Origin of the sequence: Clostridium tetanomorphum (genome assembly GCF_017873215.1) — a bacterium.
GTDB classification, from domain to species: domain Bacteria; phylum Bacillota; class Clostridia; order Clostridiales; family Clostridiaceae; genus Clostridium_AO; species Clostridium_AO tetanomorphum.
On record NZ_JAGGKA010000005.1, the window covers coordinates 60,534 to 81,549 of the forward strand.

The following is a 21,016-nucleotide window of genomic DNA, read 5'->3' on the forward strand; positions in this document are numbered from 1 at the left end:
AAAATATTTATATCATAGGTATTTACTTATAAACTTAACTTTATAAAACACCCTGCTTATATAAGCAGGGTGTCATTTCCAGTATAACTTTTATGTGTGTATTTAAACTGCAAGAAATTTTCTTATAGACAATATACTTCCTATTGAACCTATTAACATTCCCATTAATAAAAACTGCCATGATATAGTTGTAAGAACATAACTAGGGTGTATAAACTTAACTAAGAATAAAGTTGCTGAAGCCTTTGTATAAACAATGCTATATCCATAATATAATAATATACATCCCACAATTGATCCTACAAGACCTATTATCATTCCTTCAATTATAAAAGGCCATCTAATAAACCAATCTGTTGCTCCTATATACTTCATTATTCCTATTTCTTTTCTTCTTGAATAAACTGTTATTTTTATAGTATTTCCTATAAGAAATAAAGAAACCCCTATAAGTATTGCAAACAATGCCATTCCTATCCACTTTATGGTCTTTGTTATAGTTATAATCTTATCTACAATTTTTCTTCCTTCTTGTATTGCATATATGCCTTTCATTCCTTTTACAGAATCAACAACCTTTGAAACCATTTCTGGATCTTTAACCTTCACTATGTATGCATTTGGAAGAGGATTTTCCTTCTCTAATCCTTCAACTAACGCCTTATTATTCTCACCTATGTCTTCTTTAAACTTTTCCATAGCTTCTTTTTTACTTTCATATCTTAAATCACTTATTTCACTCATTCCACTTAGTTTAGATTTTAGAGCCTTTTCATCTCCTATTGTTATATCATTATTTAAAAATATCTTTACCTCTACCTTTGATTCCACATCTTTTATTACTTGTTTAACATCTAGAGCTGCAAGTAGAAAAACTCCTAGTATAAATAATGTAGCTGCAACAGTAGCAGCAGATGCTAAACTTATAGTTCTATTTCTTTTTATACTCTTTAAAGAATCTATCACAAAATATTTAAATGTACTAATCCTCATATCCGTATGCACCTCTCTGTTCATCTCTTACCACAACACCTTTTTCTAGTGCTATAACTCTTTTTCTCATACTATCAACTATATCTTTTGCGTGAGTCGCCATAAGAATTGTAGTTCCTCCATGATTAATATCATTAAGTATGTCCATTATTTCCATAGCAGTATCAGGATCAAGATTTCCTGTAGGCTCGTCCGCAATAAGTAATGCTGGATTGTTAACTATAGCTCTTGCTAATGATACTCTTTGTTGCTCTCCACCTGATAGTTCGTGTGGAAAAGCTTTATATTTTGTTGATAATCCAACCATAGAAAGAACCATAGGAACTTTTTTTCTTATTTCTCTCATAGGCGCTTCTATAGCTCTCATAGCAAATGCTACATTTTCATATACATTTAGATTTGCAATAAGTCTAAAATCTTGAAAAACAACTCCTATCTTTCTTCTGTAATATGGTATATCTTTTCTTTTTAATTCAGTTATGTTTACACCATTTACTATTATACTTCCATTAGTTGGATCAACCTCTTTTAATAAGGATTTTATAAATGTGGATTTTCCTGCTCCACTTGGTCCTACTAAAAAAACAAATTCTCCTTTTTCAATAGTCAAGTTTATATTTGATAGGGCGAATATATTATGATTATATATCTTACTTACATTTTTAAACTCAATCATGAAAATCTCTCCTCTTATTTTTACAAATTTAAAAGTTACTATTGCTATTATAACATAATAAATAATTTTTTTTACAATTAAATTATATTAAATTATTATTAACTTAGTTATTAATTGTAACTTACTATAATAAAATGTAGAAAAGCAAAAAACTGTCGAATAATTAATTCCGACAGTAACAACATACTATTCTTCTCCAACCATATCCTTAAAGCCTTCTCCTAAAACTTCATGTACATCTCCTACGGTAATAAAAGCTTTATTATCTATTTCTTTTATATATTCTTTTAGTTTTATAAATTCCCTTCTACTTAAAACCGTATACAGAACATAAGTATTCTTTCCCGTATATCCTCCTATGCCTTTGAGTATAGTACATCCTCTCTCTAATTCTTCAATTATAAATTTACTTATAACATCATTTTTTTCACTTATTACCATTATTTGTTTACATATATTTAATCCTTCTATGACCATATCTATTACAAATCCATTAAGTAAAACACTTAATAATGAATACATTCCTATTTCAATACCGAAGGAAATAGCTGAAAAAAGAGTAATTATAAAATCTACAGCTAAAAGTGATTTTCCTATTGGTACATCAATAAATTTACTTCCTATTTTAGCAAGTATATCTGTTCCTCCTGTAGATGCATTTTGATTAAAAACTATTCCCATTCCTATTCCAGATATAATAATTCCAAATATTGAGGCCAAAAAAAGATCATAGGTCAATGGAGCATTTAAAGTAACTGCTCTGTCTAAAAACCATATCATTATAGATAAACTCATACTAGCATATATGGTTTTCCCTCCAAATTTACTTCCTATGAAAATAAAAGCTATAATGAATAATACTATATTCATTATCAAGGATAAAAAACCTATACTTAAGAATGGCAAAAAATTATTAAGTATTATAGCTATTCCTATTACTCCTCCTGCTGCTATCTTATTTGGCGCTAAAAAAAATTTTGTAGCTAAAGCCACCATAAGTGCTCCTAATGTAATGAAAAAATATTCTTTAAATTTTTTCATAAAAACACCTTACTCTCATATAAAATTATCTAGTAAAAAACCATATTATATCTTGACATACTATTGAAAAAATTAAAATAAATAAAGAGATAAAAAATATAGCAAAAGTTAGGTTTAACTTTTGAAAATAACTTTTCCAATTTTCTTCATAATTTAAAGGTCTCATAGAATTCTCATTCATAAAGGATATAGCTGCTATAAATAATCCAAAAAAAGATATATACTGAGCTATTCTGCTTCCCCACGTCATTATATATATTATGTTAGCTCCTTTAACTATTAATCCTATTAGTCCTCCTATTAAAAAAGCTCCTAAAAAAATATAAATAGAGAACTTTATACAATATAGTATATCCTTTAAATACTTTTTCATAGCATTCCTCACTTTATTAATATAATAAATTGCCTTAGAAGTAAAATAACCTCTAAAGCAATTTTTTTAAAATTATTTTAAATTTAATCCTTTTCTAACAGCTTTAACTATGTCTTCTGCTGTTAAACCATAAGCTTTCAATAATTCTTCTGGTTTTCCGCTTTCTCCAAATGTATCTTTTATTCCAACTCTCACTACTGGTACTGGATGATTCTCACTAACTACTTCACACACAGCAGATCCAAGTCCTCCAATAATGCTATGCTCTTCTGCAGTAATAATAACACCTGTTTCTCTAGCAGCTTTTACTATTGCCTCTTCATCTATAGGTTTAATTGTATGTATATTTAATACTCTAACTTTTATTCCTTCTTCTGCAAGTATATTATAAGCTTCAAGAGCTGCATCTACCATTATGCCTGTAGCAATTATAGTAGCATCTTTTCCATCTCTATATTTTACCGCTTTTCCTATTTTAAAGTCATAGTCTCCAAAATCATTTATTACTGGAACTCCTGATCTTCCTAGTCTTACATAACATGGTCCATTATATTCAGCTACAGCTTTTATAGCCTTCTCTGTTTCTATAGAATCAGAAGGAGATATAACCACCATATTTGGAACACTTCTCATCAATGATATATCTTCTACAGATTGATGTGATGCCCCATCTTCTCCTACTGTTATACCTGCATGAGTAGCACATATTTTTACATTTAAATTAGGGTAACAAATAGAATTTCTAATTTGCTCATAAGCTCTTCCAGTAGCAAATATAGCGAAAGTACTGACAAAAGGAATTTTATCACAGGTTGATATTCCTGCCGCTACTGTCATCATATTCCCTTCTGCTATTCCCATATTAATGAATCTTTCAGGGCATACCTTCTTAAAATCTGCTGTTTTTGTTGACTTAGATAAATCTGCATCTAAAACTACTATTTTAGAATTATTTGTTCCTAATTCAGCTAATGTTTTTCCATAAGCTTCTCTTGTAGCTATTTTATTTGACATTATTCTTCCCCTCCTATTTCTTTTAATGCCTGTTCACATTGTTCTATATTAGGAGCAGTACCATGCCATCCTGCCTGATTCTCCATAAATGATACACCTTTTCCCTTTACAGTTTTACAAACAATAACTGTTGGTTTATCTTCAACTTTTTTAGCTTCTTCTATAGCATTTATAATTTCTTCAAAATTATGTCCATCTATTAATAAAACCTTCCATCCAAAAGCTTTAAACTTATCAGTTACTGGTTCTGGAGACATAACTTCTGTACATGGACCATCTATTTGTAATCCATTATTATCTACAAAAGCAGTTAAATTTCCTAGTTTATAATGAGCCGCTGCCATAGCTGCTTCCCATACCTGTCCTTCCTCCAACTCTCCATCTCCAAGTAAAGAATATACTCTATAATCCTTTTTATCAATTTTCCCAGCTATAGCCATACCTACAGCTGCTGAAATACCTTGACCTAAAGAACCTGTTGACATATCTACTCCTGGTACTTCATTCATATTAGGATGTCCTTGTAATATAGAGCCAAACTTTCTAAGATTTTTTAATTCATCTATATTAAAAAATCCTTTTCTAGCTAAAACGCTATATAATACTGGTGCTGCATGACCTTTAGAAAGAACAAATCTATCTCTATTTAAATCCTTATGGTTGCTAGAATTTAAATTCATTTCATGAAAATATAAACTCACTAATATTTCCACTGATGATAATGATCCACCTGGATGTCCAGAATGTGATTCTGTAAGCATAGTTACTATGTCTTTTCTGACTTGTTTCGCTATGCCTTTAAGTTCTTCTATAGTTTTGTTCATGTTTTTAACCTCCCGTTAAATTTAAAAATTTATATTTTATTAATTCAATATCATAATACACAAAAGTAAGGGCTTAAACGCCCTTACTGTCTTAATCCTATGCTTATTAAAAGTGATTCATCTACTTTCTTCATATCTGAGTTTGTCATATGACCTATTTTTTCTTTTAGTCTTCTTTTATCTAAAGTTCTTATTTGTTCAAGCAAAACCACAGAATCCTTATTTAATCCATACTCTTCAGAAGAAATTTCTACATGAGTAGGTAGTTTCGCTTTATTTATCTGAGACGTAATTGCTGCTACAATAACAGTTGGACTATATTTATTGCCTACATCATTTTGTATTATTATAACAGGCCTTATCCCTCCCTGCTCTGAACCAACTACAGGGCTTAAATCAGCATAGAATATATCTCCTCTTTTCACTATTGTTGTCATCGGACCAATCACTCTCCGGAAGCTTCGCTTCATATTCTTTTAATTCTCTAATGTCACTTGCAAAGCCCATCTCTGCAAACTCTAAATTTATTTTAGCCATTTCTAGATACCCTTTTTTCATTTGTTCCATTTCTTTTAATTTTTTTTTCTCCTCAATATATAGTATTATAACTTCACGAATAAATTCACTTCTTTTTTTAGAATCTTCTTTAAGTGCTTTATTAAATTCATTATTTAGTGTTTCTGAGAGGTTTACTACTAATCTCTTTGAACCTGACATTGAAATTTAATACCTCCTATTAACCTATGCAAAAGATATGTACAGAACAATTATAATCCTATTTTTACAACAATGTCAAAGGAATTTTAGTATTTTATTTATTTTAACACCTAGTAATTTTATACATAATTTCTTATCTTAATTACTTCTCCGTTTTTTATATAAACTCTAGGTACTCTTTTGCTTATCATACAAGTTATTTCATAATTAATAGTTCCCAATAGCTCTGCAATTTCATCAGCAGTTAATTTTAAATCATTATATTCTCCCATTAAAATAACTTCATCTCCAACTTCAACTTTTCCTATATCCGTTACATCTATCATACATTGATCCATACATATTTTACCTACTACTGGTGCAAACTTACCATTAACTATTACCTTAGCTTTATTAAATAAGGATCTTGTATATCCATCTGCATAGCCCACAGGTAAAGTTCCAATAATACTATTCCTTTCTGTTTCAAAAGCCCTTCCATAACTTACATATTGATTCTTACTCATTTCTTTTAAATGGACTATATTTGTTTTTAATGTCATAACAGGCTTCAATTGAATTTTACCCTTTAAAACCTTATTAGATGGATAATATCCATAAAGAATTATCCCTGGCCTAACCCCTTCTAAATGAGTTTCTGGTAAATCAATAATCGCTGCACTATTAGCAATATGTCTAATATTAATATTTATCTCTTTTTCCTTTAACTTTTCATAAAACCAATTAAATTTATTAAATTGGGTATTAGTATAGCTTTTATCCTCATCATCCGCAGTAGAAAAATGGGAAAATAAGCCCTCAATCATTATATTTGGCAATTTACTTATTTTATATACCTCATTTACACTTTTTTCATCTGGTAAAAATCCTATTCTCCCCATGCCTGTATCTAAAGCTATATGTATCTTAGCAACCTTCCCCTTTTGTAATGCCATATTAGATATTTTTTCTGCTAATTCATAATTATAAACAGTCTGTTCTATATCATTCTTTAAAATACTATCTACCAAAGAGTCAGGAGTAAACCCTAAGACCATAATAGGACAAGTTATTCCTCCTCTTCTAAGTTCAACTGCTTCACTTACTACCGCTACTGCTAATCGTGTAGCTCCGTTCTCTAATAAAGTAGGAGCTATATCTAAAGCCCCATGTCCATATGCATCTGCTTTTACAACTCCTATTATTTCTCTACTTTTAGACGACTTTTTTATTTGCTGCATGTTATACGCTAAACTATCTAAATCTATTTCCGCCCAAACTGGTCTTAAATGTCTAAACAAGATTTATTCCACCCTTCTAATTTTCATTAAAAAATTCAGTATTTATTTCCGCATTAGGATTAAATTCTTTATATACAACTCTTACTTTTTCTTTATTATTCCTATCAAATATTTGAAGTTTCTCTGGCAAGTTATCCTTACTATTAATATACATTTTTCCTTTATGCAAATTTCTATTTAATCCTGGTATTATAAGTTCTACTACAGTATATTCTATTCCATCTACATTCTTTGTAGAAATTTTCATCTCTTCATTAGTATACATCAAACGAATATATTCTCCTACCATACTAATTTTAAATATAGCATCAAAATCTTCATCTAAAGTATATTTAGCACCGGATTTTAAATCACCTACATATATTTTGTCATTTTTATATATCAGTCTTCTATTCTCGTCTATGTCCACTCTTCCCCCTATTTTTCTATCATAATATTGCTTGCAATTATACTCTAAACTTTGTCTATCATTTTCTAAAGTTACAATGCAATTACAACTGTAGCTTTTAAGATTTTTTATAAACTCTATATTTTTTTCACTTTTGTCTTCTTTAAATTTACATGAAACTAAGATAATAGAAAAAACAAAAAAAATAACAGGAAATATTAATAATTTTTTTCTCATATAGTCCCCCTATAAGAAATGAATTGTTTATATTATTAATACTATTCCTATTATTAATTTAATATTCTGATATAGTTCACTATAAAATTATAAATTTTGAATTTCCTTTATTGCTATAGGTAATTTATCTAAAATATGAGTTGCATTAACACAAAACATATTATTTGATAATTTTTCTCCACAATATCCATGTATAAAAGCTCCAATAGCTGCAGCCATCATAGGTTCATAACCCTGAGCTATAAAAGAAGTTATTATTCCTGTTAAACAGTCTCCCATTCCCCCAGAAGCCATAGCACTATTTCCTGTTGGGTTAATTATTAGTTTATCTCCATTAGTTATTATTGTATTATACCCCTTTAAAAGCACTATAACTTTATATTTTTTAGCAAATTCTTTTGCAACTTTTATCCTATTCTTTTTTATGTATTCAATAGACATATTTGTTAATCTTGCCATCTCTCCCAAATGAGGAGTTAATACTACTTCACTTTTTTTATTATTTAAAATATCAGTTTTATTTTTTAATACATTAATAGCATCTGCATCCATTACTATAGGACAATTAGAATTTTCTATAGTTTTCTTAACAATATTAAAAGTTACTTCATTATCTCCTAATCCTGGGCCTATAGCAATAGAATTACTTTTATAAAGAAGCTGTTTAAATTTATCCTTATCATCAAAAGAAATACTCATAGCCTCTACAAGTTTATAGCTTAAAGTATCATAAACATCTTTATTAGTACATAGTGTAACAAGTCCTGCTCCTGTTCTTACTGCTGCTTCTGTGGCTATATATGCTGCTCCTGTATAACCTTTAGATCCAGCTATGATTAATGCTCTACCATAATCCCCTTTATGAGAATATTTTTCTCTAGTAAATGTATACTTTTTAATCATATTCTTATCCATAATAAATTCATTTTCATGAAATTTATTAATAACTTCTTCTGGTATTCCTATATCTTCTACTATTATATCTCCTGTCACCTTATCAGTTCCATAGCTCAAAAATCCTTTTTTATATAATGCAAGACATACTGTTTTATTTGCCCTAATACAATTACCCAATATTTCTCCATTATTACTATTTAGCCCTGAAGGAATATCTATTGCTAAAGTGTATCTACTATTTTCATTAATAACTGATATTACAGAATCATATATACCTTCAATTTTTCTACTTAATCCAGTACCAAATATTGCATCTATTGTAATATCACTTTTTTGTATAACTTCTCTTAATTCATTTATATCTTCTACATTGTTTATAAAATTTATATTTACTCCAATATTTTTCAATATAGAATAGTTCGTATTACAATCTTGGCTCATGCCCTGTTCTCCGCCTACTAAAAATATCTCTATATCTTTTTTCATAGCTATCAAATGTCTAGCAACAGCAAATCCATCTCCTCCATTATTTCCCTTGCCACAAACTATTGTAAAAGAATTAACCCTGTCTAAATCTAAATTCTTTAAAATTTTAATAGCAGCATTCTCCATCAAAATAATTCCTGGAATTTTAAGGTAATTTATGCAAAAGTTATCTACACTTTTAACTATTTCAGCAGTAGCAATTTTCATATTATTACACCTCCATCAATGCATAAGCAATAGCATTTTCCCTATTATGAGATATACTTATGTGAATTTTATAATTACAATAATTCTTTAATAACTCTCTCGCCTTACCATTTACATATACTACAGGCTTCCCCAAATCATCTCTTAATACTTCTATGTCCTTAATACTAAAATTTCTAAAACCTGTTCCAAAAGCTTTAACTATAGCCTCTTTTGCTGCAAATCCTCCTGCTATAGTTTCTCCTTTAAAATTTTTACTTTTAAAATACTCTAGCTCTTTATCAGTAAATATTCTATTTAAAAAATTAGGATTCCTCCTTATAACATTATTAATTCTTTCTATTTCTACTATATCTGTGCCTACTCCAAAAATCAAAGATACACCTCCTTGTATAATGCAAAAATAGAGGTTTTCACCTCTATTTTAGTATAAAATAATTTTTAATTTGTTGCTATATTCATTAGTTCTTTATCAAAATCTATAATATATTCGTCTATATATTCTCCTAGTACATCTATTAAATGAATTGGTGATACAGCATTTTCATGTAAAAGTTTTAACAACTTATGTACTTTATGTCTTTGTGGACTTATACATTTTACATAATCTCTCTCAATATTTATTATATTCTCGTCAATAATATCTTGTCTTTCAATCTCTATACCGTAGGATTGGACTTCAGTTGATTCTCCATTATAATCTAAAACTACTTTATCTTTAAGAATCCTATAATAATAATTATACTCAACTTCTCCTTCTTTACTGCATCTAATTAAATTTTCTACAACTACCATATTCTTAATCCCCCCACACACTTATCTTTAATATTATATTAACACCTATTTTAAAAAAAAGCTGTCAATTCATGATAAAGGGATTTAAAACTTATCTCTCTAATATGACATTAACTTCATTAAATATTAATATTCATTATACATATATTACTGTTATGGGAATATATGTTATCAAAATAGCAGCTAACTGTCGAATGTTTGACCAATTTGACTATATTTTATATACTATACTTAAAAAATGTTGGAAATATTATACATAATATAGTTATTAAAAATGCTGATATTATTGCACCTATTGTTGTGCATAACAAAGATTTCTTAAAATCTAACCCTAAAAAAGCTGCAACAGCACTTCCTGTCCATAGTCCTGTAGTTGGTAATGGTATTGCTACAAATGTAATCAATCCTATTTCTTTATACTTTTCAATTTTTCCAGTATTTTTTCTTATTTTATTTTCTATTAAATTATTAATAGAATCAAATATTTTATACTTTTTCATCCATTTAAATATAGAGTTAAAAAGCAACAATATAAATGGAACTGGTAGCAAACTTCCTAAAAAACTTACAAGAAAAATCAAAGCTGGATTCATATTATAATACAGTATTCCTAAAGGTATTGCTCCTCTTTGTTCAAGAACTGGTACTGCTGACATAATAAAAACCTTAAATAAATTCATAGTATTTCTCCTTTTAAAATCATAATATTATATATTTACATTAAATACATTATAATGAGTATTTATATTCTTTTTCAATATATAATTCATTTTTCTTTATAATAAAGTAATAAAGCTGGAGTTTTTAAAATTAACTCCAGCTTTATTTATATACTTAAAATATATTATGCTCCCTTTGCAAAATTTTCTTTTGAAACTGATTTAACTTTAGGTATTCCCAACATTATAGCTATTATAGCGCATAATCCCATTAAATAAGGGTAATATAGATATTTCATAATTAAAAATGGAGATATCTTAGTAAGCCCTGAAGCTGCTAATAGTTGAGCTCCATAAGGTATTATTCCTTGACAAAAACATGAAAAAGTATCTAATAAACTAGCTGTTTTCTGTGGTTCTATACCATATTCTTCTGATATATCTTTAGCTATAGGTCCTGTCATAACAATAGCAATAGTATTATTAGCTGTACATATATCAACTAAAGATACTAATAAAGCTATTCCAAACTCTGCTCCTCTTCTTCCTTTTACTCTATTAGTAATAAAGCTTAATAAAAAATCTATTCCTCCATTAAACTTTATCAATTCTACTGTACCTCCAATAATTAATGATATAATAACTAATTCAGACATGCCATTAATGCCCTTAGCTATTGATTGTAAAAATCCTATAAAACTGAAGGCTCCACTAGTAATCCCTATTATCCCTGAAAATACTGTTCCTCCTACTAACACCAATAAAACATTTACTCCTAAAAGTGCAGCGATAAGTACAGATAAATAAGGAAGAACTTTTAAAAAGCTATAAGTATATTGTGCTGATAAGTTAATATGATTACCTGAAGTAATTATGGCAAATATAATAGCTGTTACAATTGCTGCTGGTAATACTATAAAAAAGTTTGTTTTAAATTTATCTTTCAAATCACATCCTTGAGTTCTAGTAGCAGCAATAGTAGTATCTGATATCATAGAAAGATTGTCTCCAAACATAGCTCCTCCAACTGCTGCACCTATAACTAAAGCTAATGTGATACCGGTTTTTTCTGAAATACCAATAGCCATTGGTGCTAATGCTACTATAGTTCCCATAGATGTTCCAATAGAAATAGAAATAAAGCACGCTATAATAAATATTCCTGATATTAATATATTACTTGGTAAAATAGATAATCCTAAATTCACAGTGGATTCAACTGCTCCCATGTCTTTTGCTACTTGTGCAAAAGCTCCTGCTAATATAAATATTATACACATCAATATAATATTTGGCTCTCCTGCTCCTTTGCAAAATATATCTAATTTTCTTGATATTTTTTCTTTTCTATTCATTAACAATGCAAAAATAGCGGCAATAAGAAAAGGTACACTAACAGGCATAGCATAAAAATCTTTTGAAATAAGTGCTATTAATACATATAATGTTATAAAAACTAATAAAGGTAATAATGCTACTGCCCTTCCTTTTGACTTCGTATCTTTCATTAATTTTCCTCCTAATAATATAAATCATTACAAATAAAAAAACCTCTTGTAGATAGATACAAGAAGTATAACTTCTCCTCTTATCTATCAGGTTTGTTCACCTGCTGGATTTAGCACCATAAAAGCTATTTAGCTCTTGGGTTGCCGGGTTTCTTTGGGCCAGTCCCTCCACCACTCTGGATAAGAAGCTTTTTATTTAATTTTAAAGTAATTTTATCATAGGGTACATACTAAGTCAATATTTTAGTATAATCCTTTAATGCTTAATTTTTTACATTTCAAGTTGATTTTACAAGTTTCATAATATATAATATATTAATAATTACTATTTTTTAATAATAAACTGCGGGGTGTTAATATGAGTAAAAAATGGAAATGCCTAATTTGTGGTGTATCTTTTGATGGAGACAACCCTCCTGGAATTTGCCCTGTGTGTGGCGCTCCAGCTGATCAATTTGTTGAAGTATTAGAAGATACAATTACACAAAAAGATACTGTTGACCATAACTTCTTAATAATAGGTAATGGTGCTGCGGGCTTCTATGCAGCAGATGCTATAAGAATGAGAAATAAAGATTGTAATATTAAAATTATTTCTTCTGAAAGCTATACAAGTTATTATAGACCTTCTTTATCAGATTATTTAAGCAATGATAATTTAGATGATAATTTCTACCTTGCAAAAAAAGAATGGTATGAGGATAACAATATAGACCTTTTATTAAACACTACAGTAAAAGACATAGACCCATCAAATAAAAGTATAACTCTAAGTAATAATTCTACTCTAGTATACGATAAACTCATAATAGCAAATGGTAGTCATAACTTTATTCCCCTTATACCCGGAAATAATAAAAAAGGAATTTTTTCTTTAAAAGATTTAAAAGATGCTAACAACATTAAAGGATATATAAAAAAATGTAAAAATGCAGTAGTCATTGGTGGAGGCCTTTTAGGCTTAGAAGCAGCTGGTGAACTAAAAAAATTAGGTTTAAATGTAACTGTCGTTGAATTTTTTAAAAGACTTCTTCCACGTCAGTTAGATGAAAAAGGTGCTAAAATACTTAAAGAGTGTGTAGATAACTCAGGAGTAAATGCAATTCTTGATGATTCTTTAAGTGAAATAATTGGTGATAGCCATATAAAAAGCATAAAGTTAAAAAGTGGTAATATTATAGATACAGATATCCTACTATTTTCTGTAGGAATACGTGCAAATAAAGAATTAGCAGATCAATGTGGAATTAAAACAGATAAAGCTATAGTTGTAAATGAAAAAATGGAAACTAACATAAAGGATATTTACGCTTGTGGAGATGTAGCAGAGTTTAATGGTAGAAATTATGGCAACTGGTCTGCTGCCGTCAAAATGGGAAAAATAGCCGGTGCTAATGCTGTTGGAGAAAATGAAGTATTTAAAGATTTTACATCTGCTATTATCTTTAATTCTATGGGAGCTAAGATGTTTTCTTGTGGTGATTATGGCAATTCTGATGAGCAACTATGTTATGAAAACTCCGAAAAAGGCTTCTATAAAAAACTATTTTTTAAAAATAACATGCTAATTGGAGCTATGATGTTAGGTTCTATATCTACATCAGGAAAAACAATTGAAGCTATAAAAAATAATTATACTAAGGATCAAGTCCTTAGAGAAAATTTAATCTACTAAATTGATACAAAGGGATACTAGCTAGCTATTATCCCTTTTGTTTTTTATTATCTATATTTTTATCAAAAGCTATAACAGCATTTATTTCTCCACCAGTTATTATTATAATAGAAGTTAAATATAACCAAGTTAAGAGTACAATTACTGCCCCAATACTTCCATATACTCTTGAATAATTACCAAAATTATTAACATAAAAAGCAAATCCAAAAGATGTTATAAGCCATCCAAATGTTGCAAATATGGCCCCTGGCATTACTTCTCTCCATCTTAGTTTTCTACTAGGTACTAAATTATAAATTAAAGCAAAAATAAATATCATAGAAAAAATAATTATTATATACCTTACCAAATCCCATATAATATTAAACATATTACTAAAACCAAGATTCTTAGCTAAAATGGAACCAATTATTTGTCCAAAAACAAGTAATAGTATAGTTATAATTATTAAAAATCCTAATCCTAAAGTACTAAGTATTGAAATAAATACTACTTCAATAAATGATCTTTTTTCTTTTTCATCATACGCCTTATTTATGCCCTTTATTACACCTCTAAATCCACTAGATGCAGTCCATAAAGTAAATATAATACCAAAAGATAATAAATTAGTATTTCTTGTCTCTAGCACTTCTATTACAGTATTATATACTAACTGATAAGCACTTTTAGGTAATATATTGCTCATCTCCATTAACACAAAATCCGTGTCTATTGAGCTGAATCCTATTAAAGTCATTACAAATATAAGAAATGGGAAAAATGATAAAAGTAAGCTATAGGATAACTGTGAGGCTAAAGCGGGTATTTCATCATCTATTATCCTCTTTATTAAATATCTTATATTTATTATTTTTTTCAAAGTTTTCACTCCTAGTATAAACTAAAAATTCTAGTTTATTAAGTTAGATTCTTTATCTTATCATAGCTAATATTATTAAAACTATCTATTATAAAAGTGGCCTGGGAAAGATCTTGATTGCCTGAATTCATATTTCTATATCCAACAGATTTCATTCCTGCCCTTTTCGCTGCCATAATTCCATTATATGAGTCTTCTACTACTAAACATTCATCCGGTACAATTTTAATCTTTTCAGCTGCATATAAAAATATATCCGGATCAGGCTTACTATTAGCAACATAATCTCCTGTAACAATATAGGAAAAATATTCTCTTATATTAAATCTCTTTACTACCAGCTCTATTATATCTATAGGGGATGAAGATGCTACAGCTAACTTAACTCCATTTTTATATAAATCTTTTATTAAATCTACAATACCTTCTATTGGCTCTATATCTACATTGTCAGACAAAAATTGTAAGTATTTTCTTCTATCTCTTTTTACTAACTCTTCCACACCATCATATAAATTATGATTTTTCTTTATTTTTTCCCACATATAAAAGGACGTTGTCCCTACATACGTATTGTGTTCATGTGAACTTATTTCTATGCCTAGCTCTTTAAATAACTCTTGCTCTAATTTAAAATGAATTGGTTCACTATCTATCATTACTCCATCCATATCAAAAATAACTCCCTTTATCATACTTCCTCCTAATTGCCTATATTTTGATTATTCAGTTAATACTTTCAATATAAGTCTATCATAGCATTGTTTACCTGTAAACTTAACTTTGTAATGAAAAATAATCATACCAAATTTATTATTAATAAATTTGGTATGATTATAAATAGCTTACTTATATATGGTTGTTGTTTCACTGCTACTAGAAAAACTATTTACTATTATCTTTGGTACTGTAATGCCTATCATAACTATGAGAATCAAAATAAGTACAAAATTATAGAATTTTTTTAAAATCATAAAACCACCCTCTGCTATATCCAATCATAATAAATCTCTTTATTGAATATTATACATAATAAAGTTTGATTTTGCTTTAAAAATATCTTAATAAATTCTTAACTTTCTATAATTATTAAATTACAATATATATATATATATATATATATTAACATATTATATAAAACTATTAAATATGGAGGAAGATATGAATATTGCAATAATAGATGGTCAAGGTGCGGGCATAGGACAAACAGTAATAAAAAAAATTCGAAAAATACTAGGAACACATATTAACATTATAGCTCTTGGTACCAATATAGCGGCTACTAATAATATGATTAAAGCTGGTGCAGACTGTGGCATTACAGGAAAAGAAGATATTTGTTTTTTCCTAAAAACAAATAAAGTACATTGCCTTATAGGTCCTATAGGTATAATTTGTAACGGTGGAATAAATGGAGAAATAGATTTTAATATATCCAAAATTATATTTGAAATGCACTGTACAAAATACCTAATTCCCTTACAAAAACACGGTATATACATACCAGGAACTCGTAATCTTCAAATAAAAGAATTTATTGAAGAAATTATATATGATATAAAAAATGAGGTGTTAGGCTAAATGCCCAGCACCTTCATACTTTCACACCTGATATATAGTACATATTTTCGTTATCTATCATTTTTTCTATTGTAACGTATTTCTCCATTATTCTAGCCGTTACTTCTACTGATGGCAATTTATCTTCCTTAACTATTTCATTTCTACTATGAACTTTATTTATTTTTTCTTTACTATCAGAATGGGCAATTATTATTTTCCCACCTTTATTCAATAGCTTCCTTAAATGCCTTAAAGTAGCTTCTTTATCTTTAAAATGTGGATAAACTGAATATAAAAATATATAATCGAAATTTTTATCATTGTACCTATTAATATCCTTTATTATAAATTCCACTTTTTCTCCTTTATATTTGCTCTTTGCAACTTCTATCATGTTTTCTGAAATATCCACTGCAGTAATTTTCATAGGACTTGTTTTTAATAAATATTTTATCAGCACTCCAGTGCCTGTACCTACATCTAGTATATTTGAATTCTCTTTTACTTCAGATAAATTTAATATTTTTTCTAACTTTTCTTCATCATGTTTACACATATTATCCCACTGAAAAGCTAGTTTATTAAAAAAATCTCTATTGTCCATTTATACTTACCACCTTATTATTTCTTTCCAATATTTTTACTATTATTGGTATTATTACGAGCTGGATTAAAATTCCCCATATAGGCTTAACAAAAGCATTTATCATAAATATTTTTAGTATAAACATCTTTCCTCCAAAGGTTAAAAACATATAATTAGCAAATCCAGATATAAATCTTCCTATAATCATTGATAATACTAAAGAAGTATAGATATTATAATTTTTCTTTCTAAATGTATACCCTGCTATCCATCCATATGCAGCTAACTCGAAGGCCATAGAAATTGCCGTTGGATATATAGGTGGCATACCTGTGAGAACTGAATTCATTATTGGAGTAATAAATCCTATTATTAATCCACACCTTTCTCCTGAAATAAATCCACATAATAAAACTGGAATATGCATTGGTAAAAGAATATTACCTGCTATACCTGTAAGATGAAAAATATAAGGTATAATTAGACCCAATGCTAAAAATAGACTAGCTTTTACTAAATCTTTTGTATTAACTGCCATAAGAACCCCTCCTTAAAATTTAATAAAAAAATATAAAAAGGTAGAGTATAATACTCTACCTTCGTGGCATCAAATATATTAACTTAAAATTGTATATTTTAAAATTGAGTTTTCGTAACTCATAATATTATTATACCACATTTGTAATAAATTTCAAATAACATTTCTCTTTATTGATAGATGTTATCCATTATGGTAATATTAAAATAAAAATCTAAAAGGGGGCATATTATATGGAGATATTAAAGAAAAAAGGGAATATTGAAAAATTCAACGAGGATAAGTTAAAAACTAGTATTTTAAATGCAGCTAGAGATTCAGATAACCCATTGAATGAATCCGATATTAATTCTATTTCAAAAGACATAGTAGATACACTTAAAAAACTTAATAAAAATTATACTTCAAGTTATGAAATATTTGGAATAACAGTAAACTCTTTAAAAAAAAATGGTTTTAAAAATATTGCTAAACAATATGCCAATCACTCTATTGATGTTTAACATAATGACCCTTCCATCTTCTATAAATTAGAAGGTGGAAGGGTTAAATTAATACCAATATTTATTTTATTTTTCAATTAAATCTTCAATTTTAACTTCTTTCTGCTGTAATCCATTTTTCATCATAAAATCTTGTGTCTTTTTAAGTTCTTCTATATCCTTCTCATTTATAGTACTATCAAAATCATACCAAGAATACATCTGTTTTGTCTCTTCCGGTGTTAATCCAACTTCTTTAGCTGTTATATCCATAGCTTGGTCAAAATTATTTTTTATATAATCAATTGTTTCATTATGAACCTTTTTAAACCTTTTAACTATTTCTAGATTATCCTTTAAAAATTTTTCACTTACAGCAGTTACTATAGTTCCTTCTACTATGCCTTCCCCATTAGCTACAATTTTTGCTCCTGATTTTACGGCTTTTAATGCTGCTGGCCCTGCTAAAAGGGCTGCATCTACACTTTTGTTATTAAGTGCTGCTAATGCTTCTGGTATGCCCATATTTACAAACTCTATGTTTTCCTGTTTTAGTCCATTTTTTTCTAAGGCTCCTACTAAAAGTTGATGAAGCACTGTTCCTTTAGGTCCTGCTATTTTTTTACCCTTAAGGTCTTTAGGATTCTTTATATTATCATTTTTTGTTATTATCATAAAAGCTTTAGGTGCTCTACTATATACATTAATTATCTTCAAATCTACACCATTAGATGCCGCTAAAATAGCAGAAGTTCCTCCAAGAGCATGTAAAAACTGTAGTTCTCCCGCAGCAAGAGCTTGAGTCTGCTGCGGCCCTGCAGTTATTTCATGCCATTTTATATCCATATTGTCTTTCTCAAATTCTTTGTCAAAATTTTTATTGTTTTTTTCAATTATAGACGGTACATTTAAAGGAGCCTTTACATAAGTTACATTTATAGTTTTATTACTTTTCTCCTCAGCTTTATTTTCTTTGCTACTACACCCTGTTAACATACTTCCTGCTATAACTCCAGTTAATACTAAAGCTAATAATTTTTTTACTTTTATCATTTCAATCCCTCCAGTTTATAAAATAATGTATATAATTTAATTAATATTCATGTTCACAAAGAGCCTTTAAAATATCCTCCTTTATTTTCATTAACTTATGTAAAGTTAAATCTCTTGGATAATTTTCCTCTATATTACAATCTCTTATTACCTTCCCTTTATCTAAAATTATAATTCTGTGTCCTAGTAAAATTGCTTCATCTATATTATGAGTTACAAAGACTATTCCTTTTTTAGTCTCTTCATATAAATTTATAATCTCTTTTTGCAAATTATATCTTGTAAAATAATCTAGCGCTGCAAAAGGCTCGTCCATTAACATTATGTCTGGCTCATATGCAAGCGCACGAGCTATTGAAACTCTATGAGCCATACCACCTGAAAGCTGATTTGGATAAGCTTCTGAGAAATTTTCCAATTTCATAAGTTTCAAAAACTTATCTTCTATTTCTTTGTGTCTTTTACTTAAATAAAATGTTATATTCTCTCTTACCGTAAGCCAAGGCATAAGTCTACTTTCTTGAAATACCATTCCTATTTTAGGTTTAAATTCAGTTTCATCTTTATAAAATAATATGCTTCCTGAAGTGGTTTTTTCTAGTCCTCCTAATAATCTTAAAAGAGTTGTTTTCCCACATCCACTTTTTCCAAGAATTATAGTTATTCTATCACTTTCTATATTTAGGTTGATATTTTTTAGCACTCTATGTTTTTTGCTATTTACTGTGTAATCTTTATTTAAATTACTTATACTATAGCCCTTCATTATCATCTACCTCTAGCTTCCAAACATTAATTTTCCTCACTAAAAATGAGAATATATAATCCATTAAACTTCCTAATATTCCTATAGATAGAATACCTACAATTACTACATCTGACCTTGAAAGTTGTTGTCCATCTAAAATAAGATATCCTAGCCCCGAAGATGCTGCTACCATTTCTGCTCCTATTATAGCCCTCCAGCTATATCCTATACCAAGCCTCATTCCAACTAATATATTAGGAATGGATGATGGTATTATTATTTTAAAAAATATATCTCTTTTAGATAAATTAAAAATCTTTCCTACTTCTATTAATTTCTTGTCACAACTCTCAACACCCTTTATGGTATTTAAAAATACAGGGAAAAATGAAGCTAATACTATTATTATTATTTTCGATTTTTCCCCTATGCCGAACCATAAAATAAGCATAGGAACTAATGCTAAAGGTGGAGTATGCCTTATAAACTCTAGTAAAGGCTTAAAATAGGCATATATACTTTTATTTACTCCAAATAAAATTCCAAGAGGAATTGCTAAAATAAAAGTTATAAAAAAACCTGATAAAATCCTTATTAAGCTTTGCTCTATATGCTTAAATAGAATTCCTGAAGTCATAAGCGTAAGGGTACTTTGAAAAACAGATTTTGGCGAAGGAAGTATATAACTACTCCAACAATTATTTATACTACCAATACACCATATAGCAAATATTATTATTATAATAATATATCCCTTTAGTTTATACCCCATCTCCTGCATTGCATCCCCCTTCACACAATAGCATTTCTACAAGATCAATGTTTTCATTATTTTTTATTGTATTTTCAAATGCTCCCAATACCTGTTCTTTTCCACTTACTTCTAAAACCTTTAAATTTAAGTCTCTAAAAAATCCAAGAGGAATAGGAGATTTATCACATTTTTCTTCCTTTTTTATGTTTAATTCATCACATATATCATTCCATGTTTTAAATAAAACTTCTACTTTTCCCTCACTTTTGAATATAAAATTTCCCATATCCTTTAATGAACTACAAGGTGTAGTTATTAAAAGTCTATTATTCTTATCATTTTTTATGTATAAGTCATATAAAACCCTAGCACTATGAATTAATATTGGTTCTATTTCAGGTATATAGAAATTAATATTTTTTATTCTTTCTTCTATATATTCAATAGCCGCTGGACACCTTGTATCCATTACTATTTTATCTTCCTTTATACATACATTTTTAAATTTGCTTCTTACAATCTCAACTTGGCTAGGAGGCTCTACAACTATATAACCTTTATTTCCTAACTCTTCTATTAAATTCTCAATTGTATAAAAATACATAGCGTTAACTACAGGATTTATCCAAATATAATTCATTATTATTCCAACTTTCT

At 28.3% G+C, this 21,016-nt stretch carries 27 protein-coding genes and 1 riboswitch; of the genes, 3 read left to right on the top strand and 24 right to left on the bottom strand.

Going from position 1 to position 21,016, the window contains the following annotated elements; translation table 11 throughout:
* Positions 1-102: 102 nt before the first annotated feature.
* From ftsX to J2Z24_RS06225, 15 genes are all read right to left on the bottom strand, one after another.
* Entirely contained in the window at positions 103-993 is an 891-nt protein-coding gene (gene ftsX, locus J2Z24_RS06155; protein ID WP_035145367.1) for a permease-like cell division protein FtsX, read from the bottom strand.
* On the bottom strand, positions 983-1,669 hold the full coding sequence (gene ftsE / locus J2Z24_RS06160) for a cell division ATP-binding protein FtsE (protein ID WP_035145368.1): 687 nt from the start codon (positions 1,667-1,669) through the stop codon (positions 983-985). Before ftsE ends, ftsX begins: the two co-directional genes overlap by 11 nt.
* A 186-nt stretch (positions 1,670-1,855) precedes the next feature.
* The gene (locus J2Z24_RS06165; protein WP_035145369.1) at positions 1,856-2,710 is read right to left on the bottom strand and encodes a YitT family protein; all 855 of its coding nucleotides are present in this window, start codon (positions 2,708-2,710) and stop codon (positions 1,856-1,858) included.
* Positions 2,711-2,735: 25 nt separating this feature from the next.
* Positions 2,736-3,083, bottom strand: a complete 348-nt coding sequence (locus J2Z24_RS21310; protein ID WP_035145371.1) for a hypothetical protein — start codon at positions 3,081-3,083, stop codon at positions 2,736-2,738.
* Between the two features lie 72 nt (positions 3,084-3,155).
* On the bottom strand, positions 3,156-4,097 hold the full coding sequence (locus J2Z24_RS06175; protein ID WP_035145372.1) for a transketolase family protein: 942 nt from the start codon (positions 4,095-4,097) through the stop codon (positions 3,156-3,158).
* On the bottom strand, positions 4,097-4,921 hold the full coding sequence (locus tag J2Z24_RS06180; RefSeq protein ID WP_035145374.1) for a transketolase: 825 nt from the start codon (positions 4,919-4,921) through the stop codon (positions 4,097-4,099). Before J2Z24_RS06180 ends, J2Z24_RS06175 begins: the two co-directional genes overlap by 1 nt.
* 83 nt (positions 4,922-5,004) lie before the next feature.
* On the bottom strand, positions 5,005-5,358 hold the full coding sequence (locus J2Z24_RS06185) for a type II toxin-antitoxin system PemK/MazF family toxin (protein ID WP_035145376.1): 354 nt from the start codon (positions 5,356-5,358) through the stop codon (positions 5,005-5,007).
* Entirely contained in the window at positions 5,318-5,638 is a 321-nt protein-coding gene (locus J2Z24_RS06190; RefSeq protein ID WP_035145377.1) for a hypothetical protein, read from the bottom strand. The genes J2Z24_RS06185 and J2Z24_RS06190 overlap by 41 nt, the downstream gene beginning before the upstream one ends.
* Before the next feature lie 119 nt (positions 5,639-5,757).
* On the bottom strand, positions 5,758-6,918 hold the full coding sequence (gene alr, locus J2Z24_RS06195) for an alanine racemase (protein ID WP_035145378.1): 1,161 nt from the start codon (positions 6,916-6,918) through the stop codon (positions 5,758-5,760).
* Positions 6,919-6,934: 16 nt separating this feature from the next.
* Positions 6,935-7,543 (bottom strand): germination lipoprotein GerS-related protein, encoded by a 609-nt coding sequence (locus tag J2Z24_RS06200; RefSeq protein ID WP_035145380.1) that lies wholly within the window; start codon positions 7,541-7,543, stop codon positions 6,935-6,937.
* A gap of 87 nt (positions 7,544-7,630) precedes the next feature.
* The gene (locus J2Z24_RS06205) at positions 7,631-9,133 is read right to left on the bottom strand and encodes a bifunctional ADP-dependent NAD(P)H-hydrate dehydratase/NAD(P)H-hydrate epimerase (RefSeq protein WP_035145382.1); all 1,503 of its coding nucleotides are present in this window, start codon (positions 9,131-9,133) and stop codon (positions 7,631-7,633) included.
* A 4-nt stretch (positions 9,134-9,137) separates the two neighbouring features.
* Positions 9,138-9,509: a holo-ACP synthase gene (acpS, locus tag J2Z24_RS06210; protein ID WP_035145384.1), complete on the bottom strand. Its 372-nt coding sequence runs from the start codon at positions 9,507-9,509 to the stop codon at positions 9,138-9,140.
* Positions 9,510-9,574: 65 nt separating this feature from the next.
* Positions 9,575-9,928: a DUF6514 family protein gene (locus J2Z24_RS06215; protein WP_035145385.1), complete on the bottom strand. Its 354-nt coding sequence runs from the start codon at positions 9,926-9,928 to the stop codon at positions 9,575-9,577.
* A 218-nt stretch (positions 9,929-10,146) separates the two neighbouring features.
* Positions 10,147-10,608, bottom strand: coding sequence for a COG2426 family protein (locus J2Z24_RS06220; protein ID WP_035145387.1), 462 nt, complete (start codon positions 10,606-10,608; stop codon positions 10,147-10,149).
* A gap of 164 nt (positions 10,609-10,772) precedes the next feature.
* On the bottom strand, positions 10,773-12,095 hold the full coding sequence (locus J2Z24_RS06225) for a Na+/H+ antiporter NhaC family protein (protein ID WP_035145388.1): 1,323 nt from the start codon (positions 12,093-12,095) through the stop codon (positions 10,773-10,775).
* Between the two features lie 77 nt (positions 12,096-12,172).
* Positions 12,173-12,282: riboswitch (SAM riboswitch) on the bottom strand.
* Between the two features lie 171 nt (positions 12,283-12,453).
* Between J2Z24_RS06225 and J2Z24_RS06230 the strand changes: the two genes are divergently transcribed.
* Positions 12,454-13,770, top strand: coding sequence for an FAD-dependent oxidoreductase (locus J2Z24_RS06230; RefSeq protein ID WP_035145389.1), 1,317 nt, complete (start codon positions 12,454-12,456; stop codon positions 13,768-13,770).
* A 28-nt stretch (positions 13,771-13,798) separates the two neighbouring features.
* Here J2Z24_RS06230 and J2Z24_RS06235 read toward each other — a convergent pair whose 3' ends face one another.
* From J2Z24_RS06235 to J2Z24_RS21600, 3 genes are all read right to left on the bottom strand, one after another.
* Positions 13,799-14,644, bottom strand: a complete 846-nt coding sequence (locus J2Z24_RS06235) for a YihY/virulence factor BrkB family protein (protein WP_372440072.1) — start codon at positions 14,642-14,644, stop codon at positions 13,799-13,801.
* 29 nt (positions 14,645-14,673) lie between these two features.
* Complete coding sequence (locus J2Z24_RS06240; protein ID WP_035145392.1) at positions 14,674-15,330, bottom strand: HAD family hydrolase; 657 nt, start codon at positions 15,328-15,330, stop codon at positions 14,674-14,676.
* Between the two features lie 150 nt (positions 15,331-15,480).
* Positions 15,481-15,609 carry a hypothetical protein gene (locus J2Z24_RS21600; protein WP_276512166.1) on the bottom strand — a complete coding sequence of 43 codons (129 nt, stop codon included), beginning with the start codon at positions 15,607-15,609 and terminating at the stop codon, positions 15,481-15,483.
* A 187-nt stretch (positions 15,610-15,796) separates the two neighbouring features.
* Between J2Z24_RS21600 and J2Z24_RS06245 the strand changes: the two genes are divergently transcribed.
* On the top strand, positions 15,797-16,216 hold the full coding sequence (locus J2Z24_RS06245) for a DUF3842 family protein (protein ID WP_035148891.1): 420 nt from the start codon (positions 15,797-15,799) through the stop codon (positions 16,214-16,216).
* Positions 16,217-16,229: 13 nt separating this feature from the next.
* On the opposite strand, the gene J2Z24_RS06250 is transcribed toward J2Z24_RS06245, so the two are convergent.
* Both J2Z24_RS06250 and J2Z24_RS06255 read right to left on the bottom strand, forming a co-directional pair.
* A complete protein-coding gene (locus J2Z24_RS06250) occupies positions 16,230-16,802 on the bottom strand; it encodes a class I SAM-dependent methyltransferase (RefSeq protein ID WP_111947636.1) in 573 nt (190 codons plus the stop codon).
* Positions 16,792-17,322 carry an ECF transporter S component gene (locus J2Z24_RS06255; protein WP_035148846.1) on the bottom strand — a complete coding sequence of 177 codons (531 nt, stop codon included), beginning with the start codon at positions 17,320-17,322 and terminating at the stop codon, positions 16,792-16,794. Before J2Z24_RS06255 ends, J2Z24_RS06250 begins: the two co-directional genes overlap by 11 nt.
* 233 nt (positions 17,323-17,555) lie before the next feature.
* Between J2Z24_RS06255 and J2Z24_RS06260 the strand changes: the two genes are divergently transcribed.
* A complete protein-coding gene (locus tag J2Z24_RS06260; protein ID WP_035148847.1) occupies positions 17,556-17,825 on the top strand; it encodes an ATP cone domain-containing protein in 270 nt (89 codons plus the stop codon).
* 66 nt (positions 17,826-17,891) lie between these two features.
* Here the strand turns inward: J2Z24_RS06260 and J2Z24_RS06265 are convergent, their stop codons facing one another.
* Genes J2Z24_RS06265 through J2Z24_RS06280 form a run of 4 tightly spaced genes read right to left on the bottom strand, consistent with a single transcriptional unit; the run spans position 17,892 to position 20,999 of the window.
* Entirely contained in the window at positions 17,892-18,857 is a 966-nt protein-coding gene (locus J2Z24_RS06265) for an ABC transporter substrate-binding protein (protein WP_035148848.1), read from the bottom strand.
* 40 nt (positions 18,858-18,897) lie between these two features.
* Positions 18,898-19,623 (bottom strand): ABC transporter ATP-binding protein, encoded by a 726-nt coding sequence (locus J2Z24_RS06270; RefSeq protein WP_111947635.1) that lies wholly within the window; start codon positions 19,621-19,623, stop codon positions 18,898-18,900.
* Entirely contained in the window at positions 19,610-20,386 is a 777-nt protein-coding gene (locus J2Z24_RS06275) for an ABC transporter permease (protein WP_035148850.1), read from the bottom strand. The genes J2Z24_RS06270 and J2Z24_RS06275 overlap by 14 nt, the downstream gene beginning before the upstream one ends.
* A complete protein-coding gene (locus J2Z24_RS06280; protein ID WP_035148851.1) occupies positions 20,367-20,999 on the bottom strand; it encodes a hypothetical protein in 633 nt (210 codons plus the stop codon). Before J2Z24_RS06280 ends, J2Z24_RS06275 begins: the two co-directional genes overlap by 20 nt.
* Positions 21,000-21,016 lie beyond the last annotated feature (17 nt).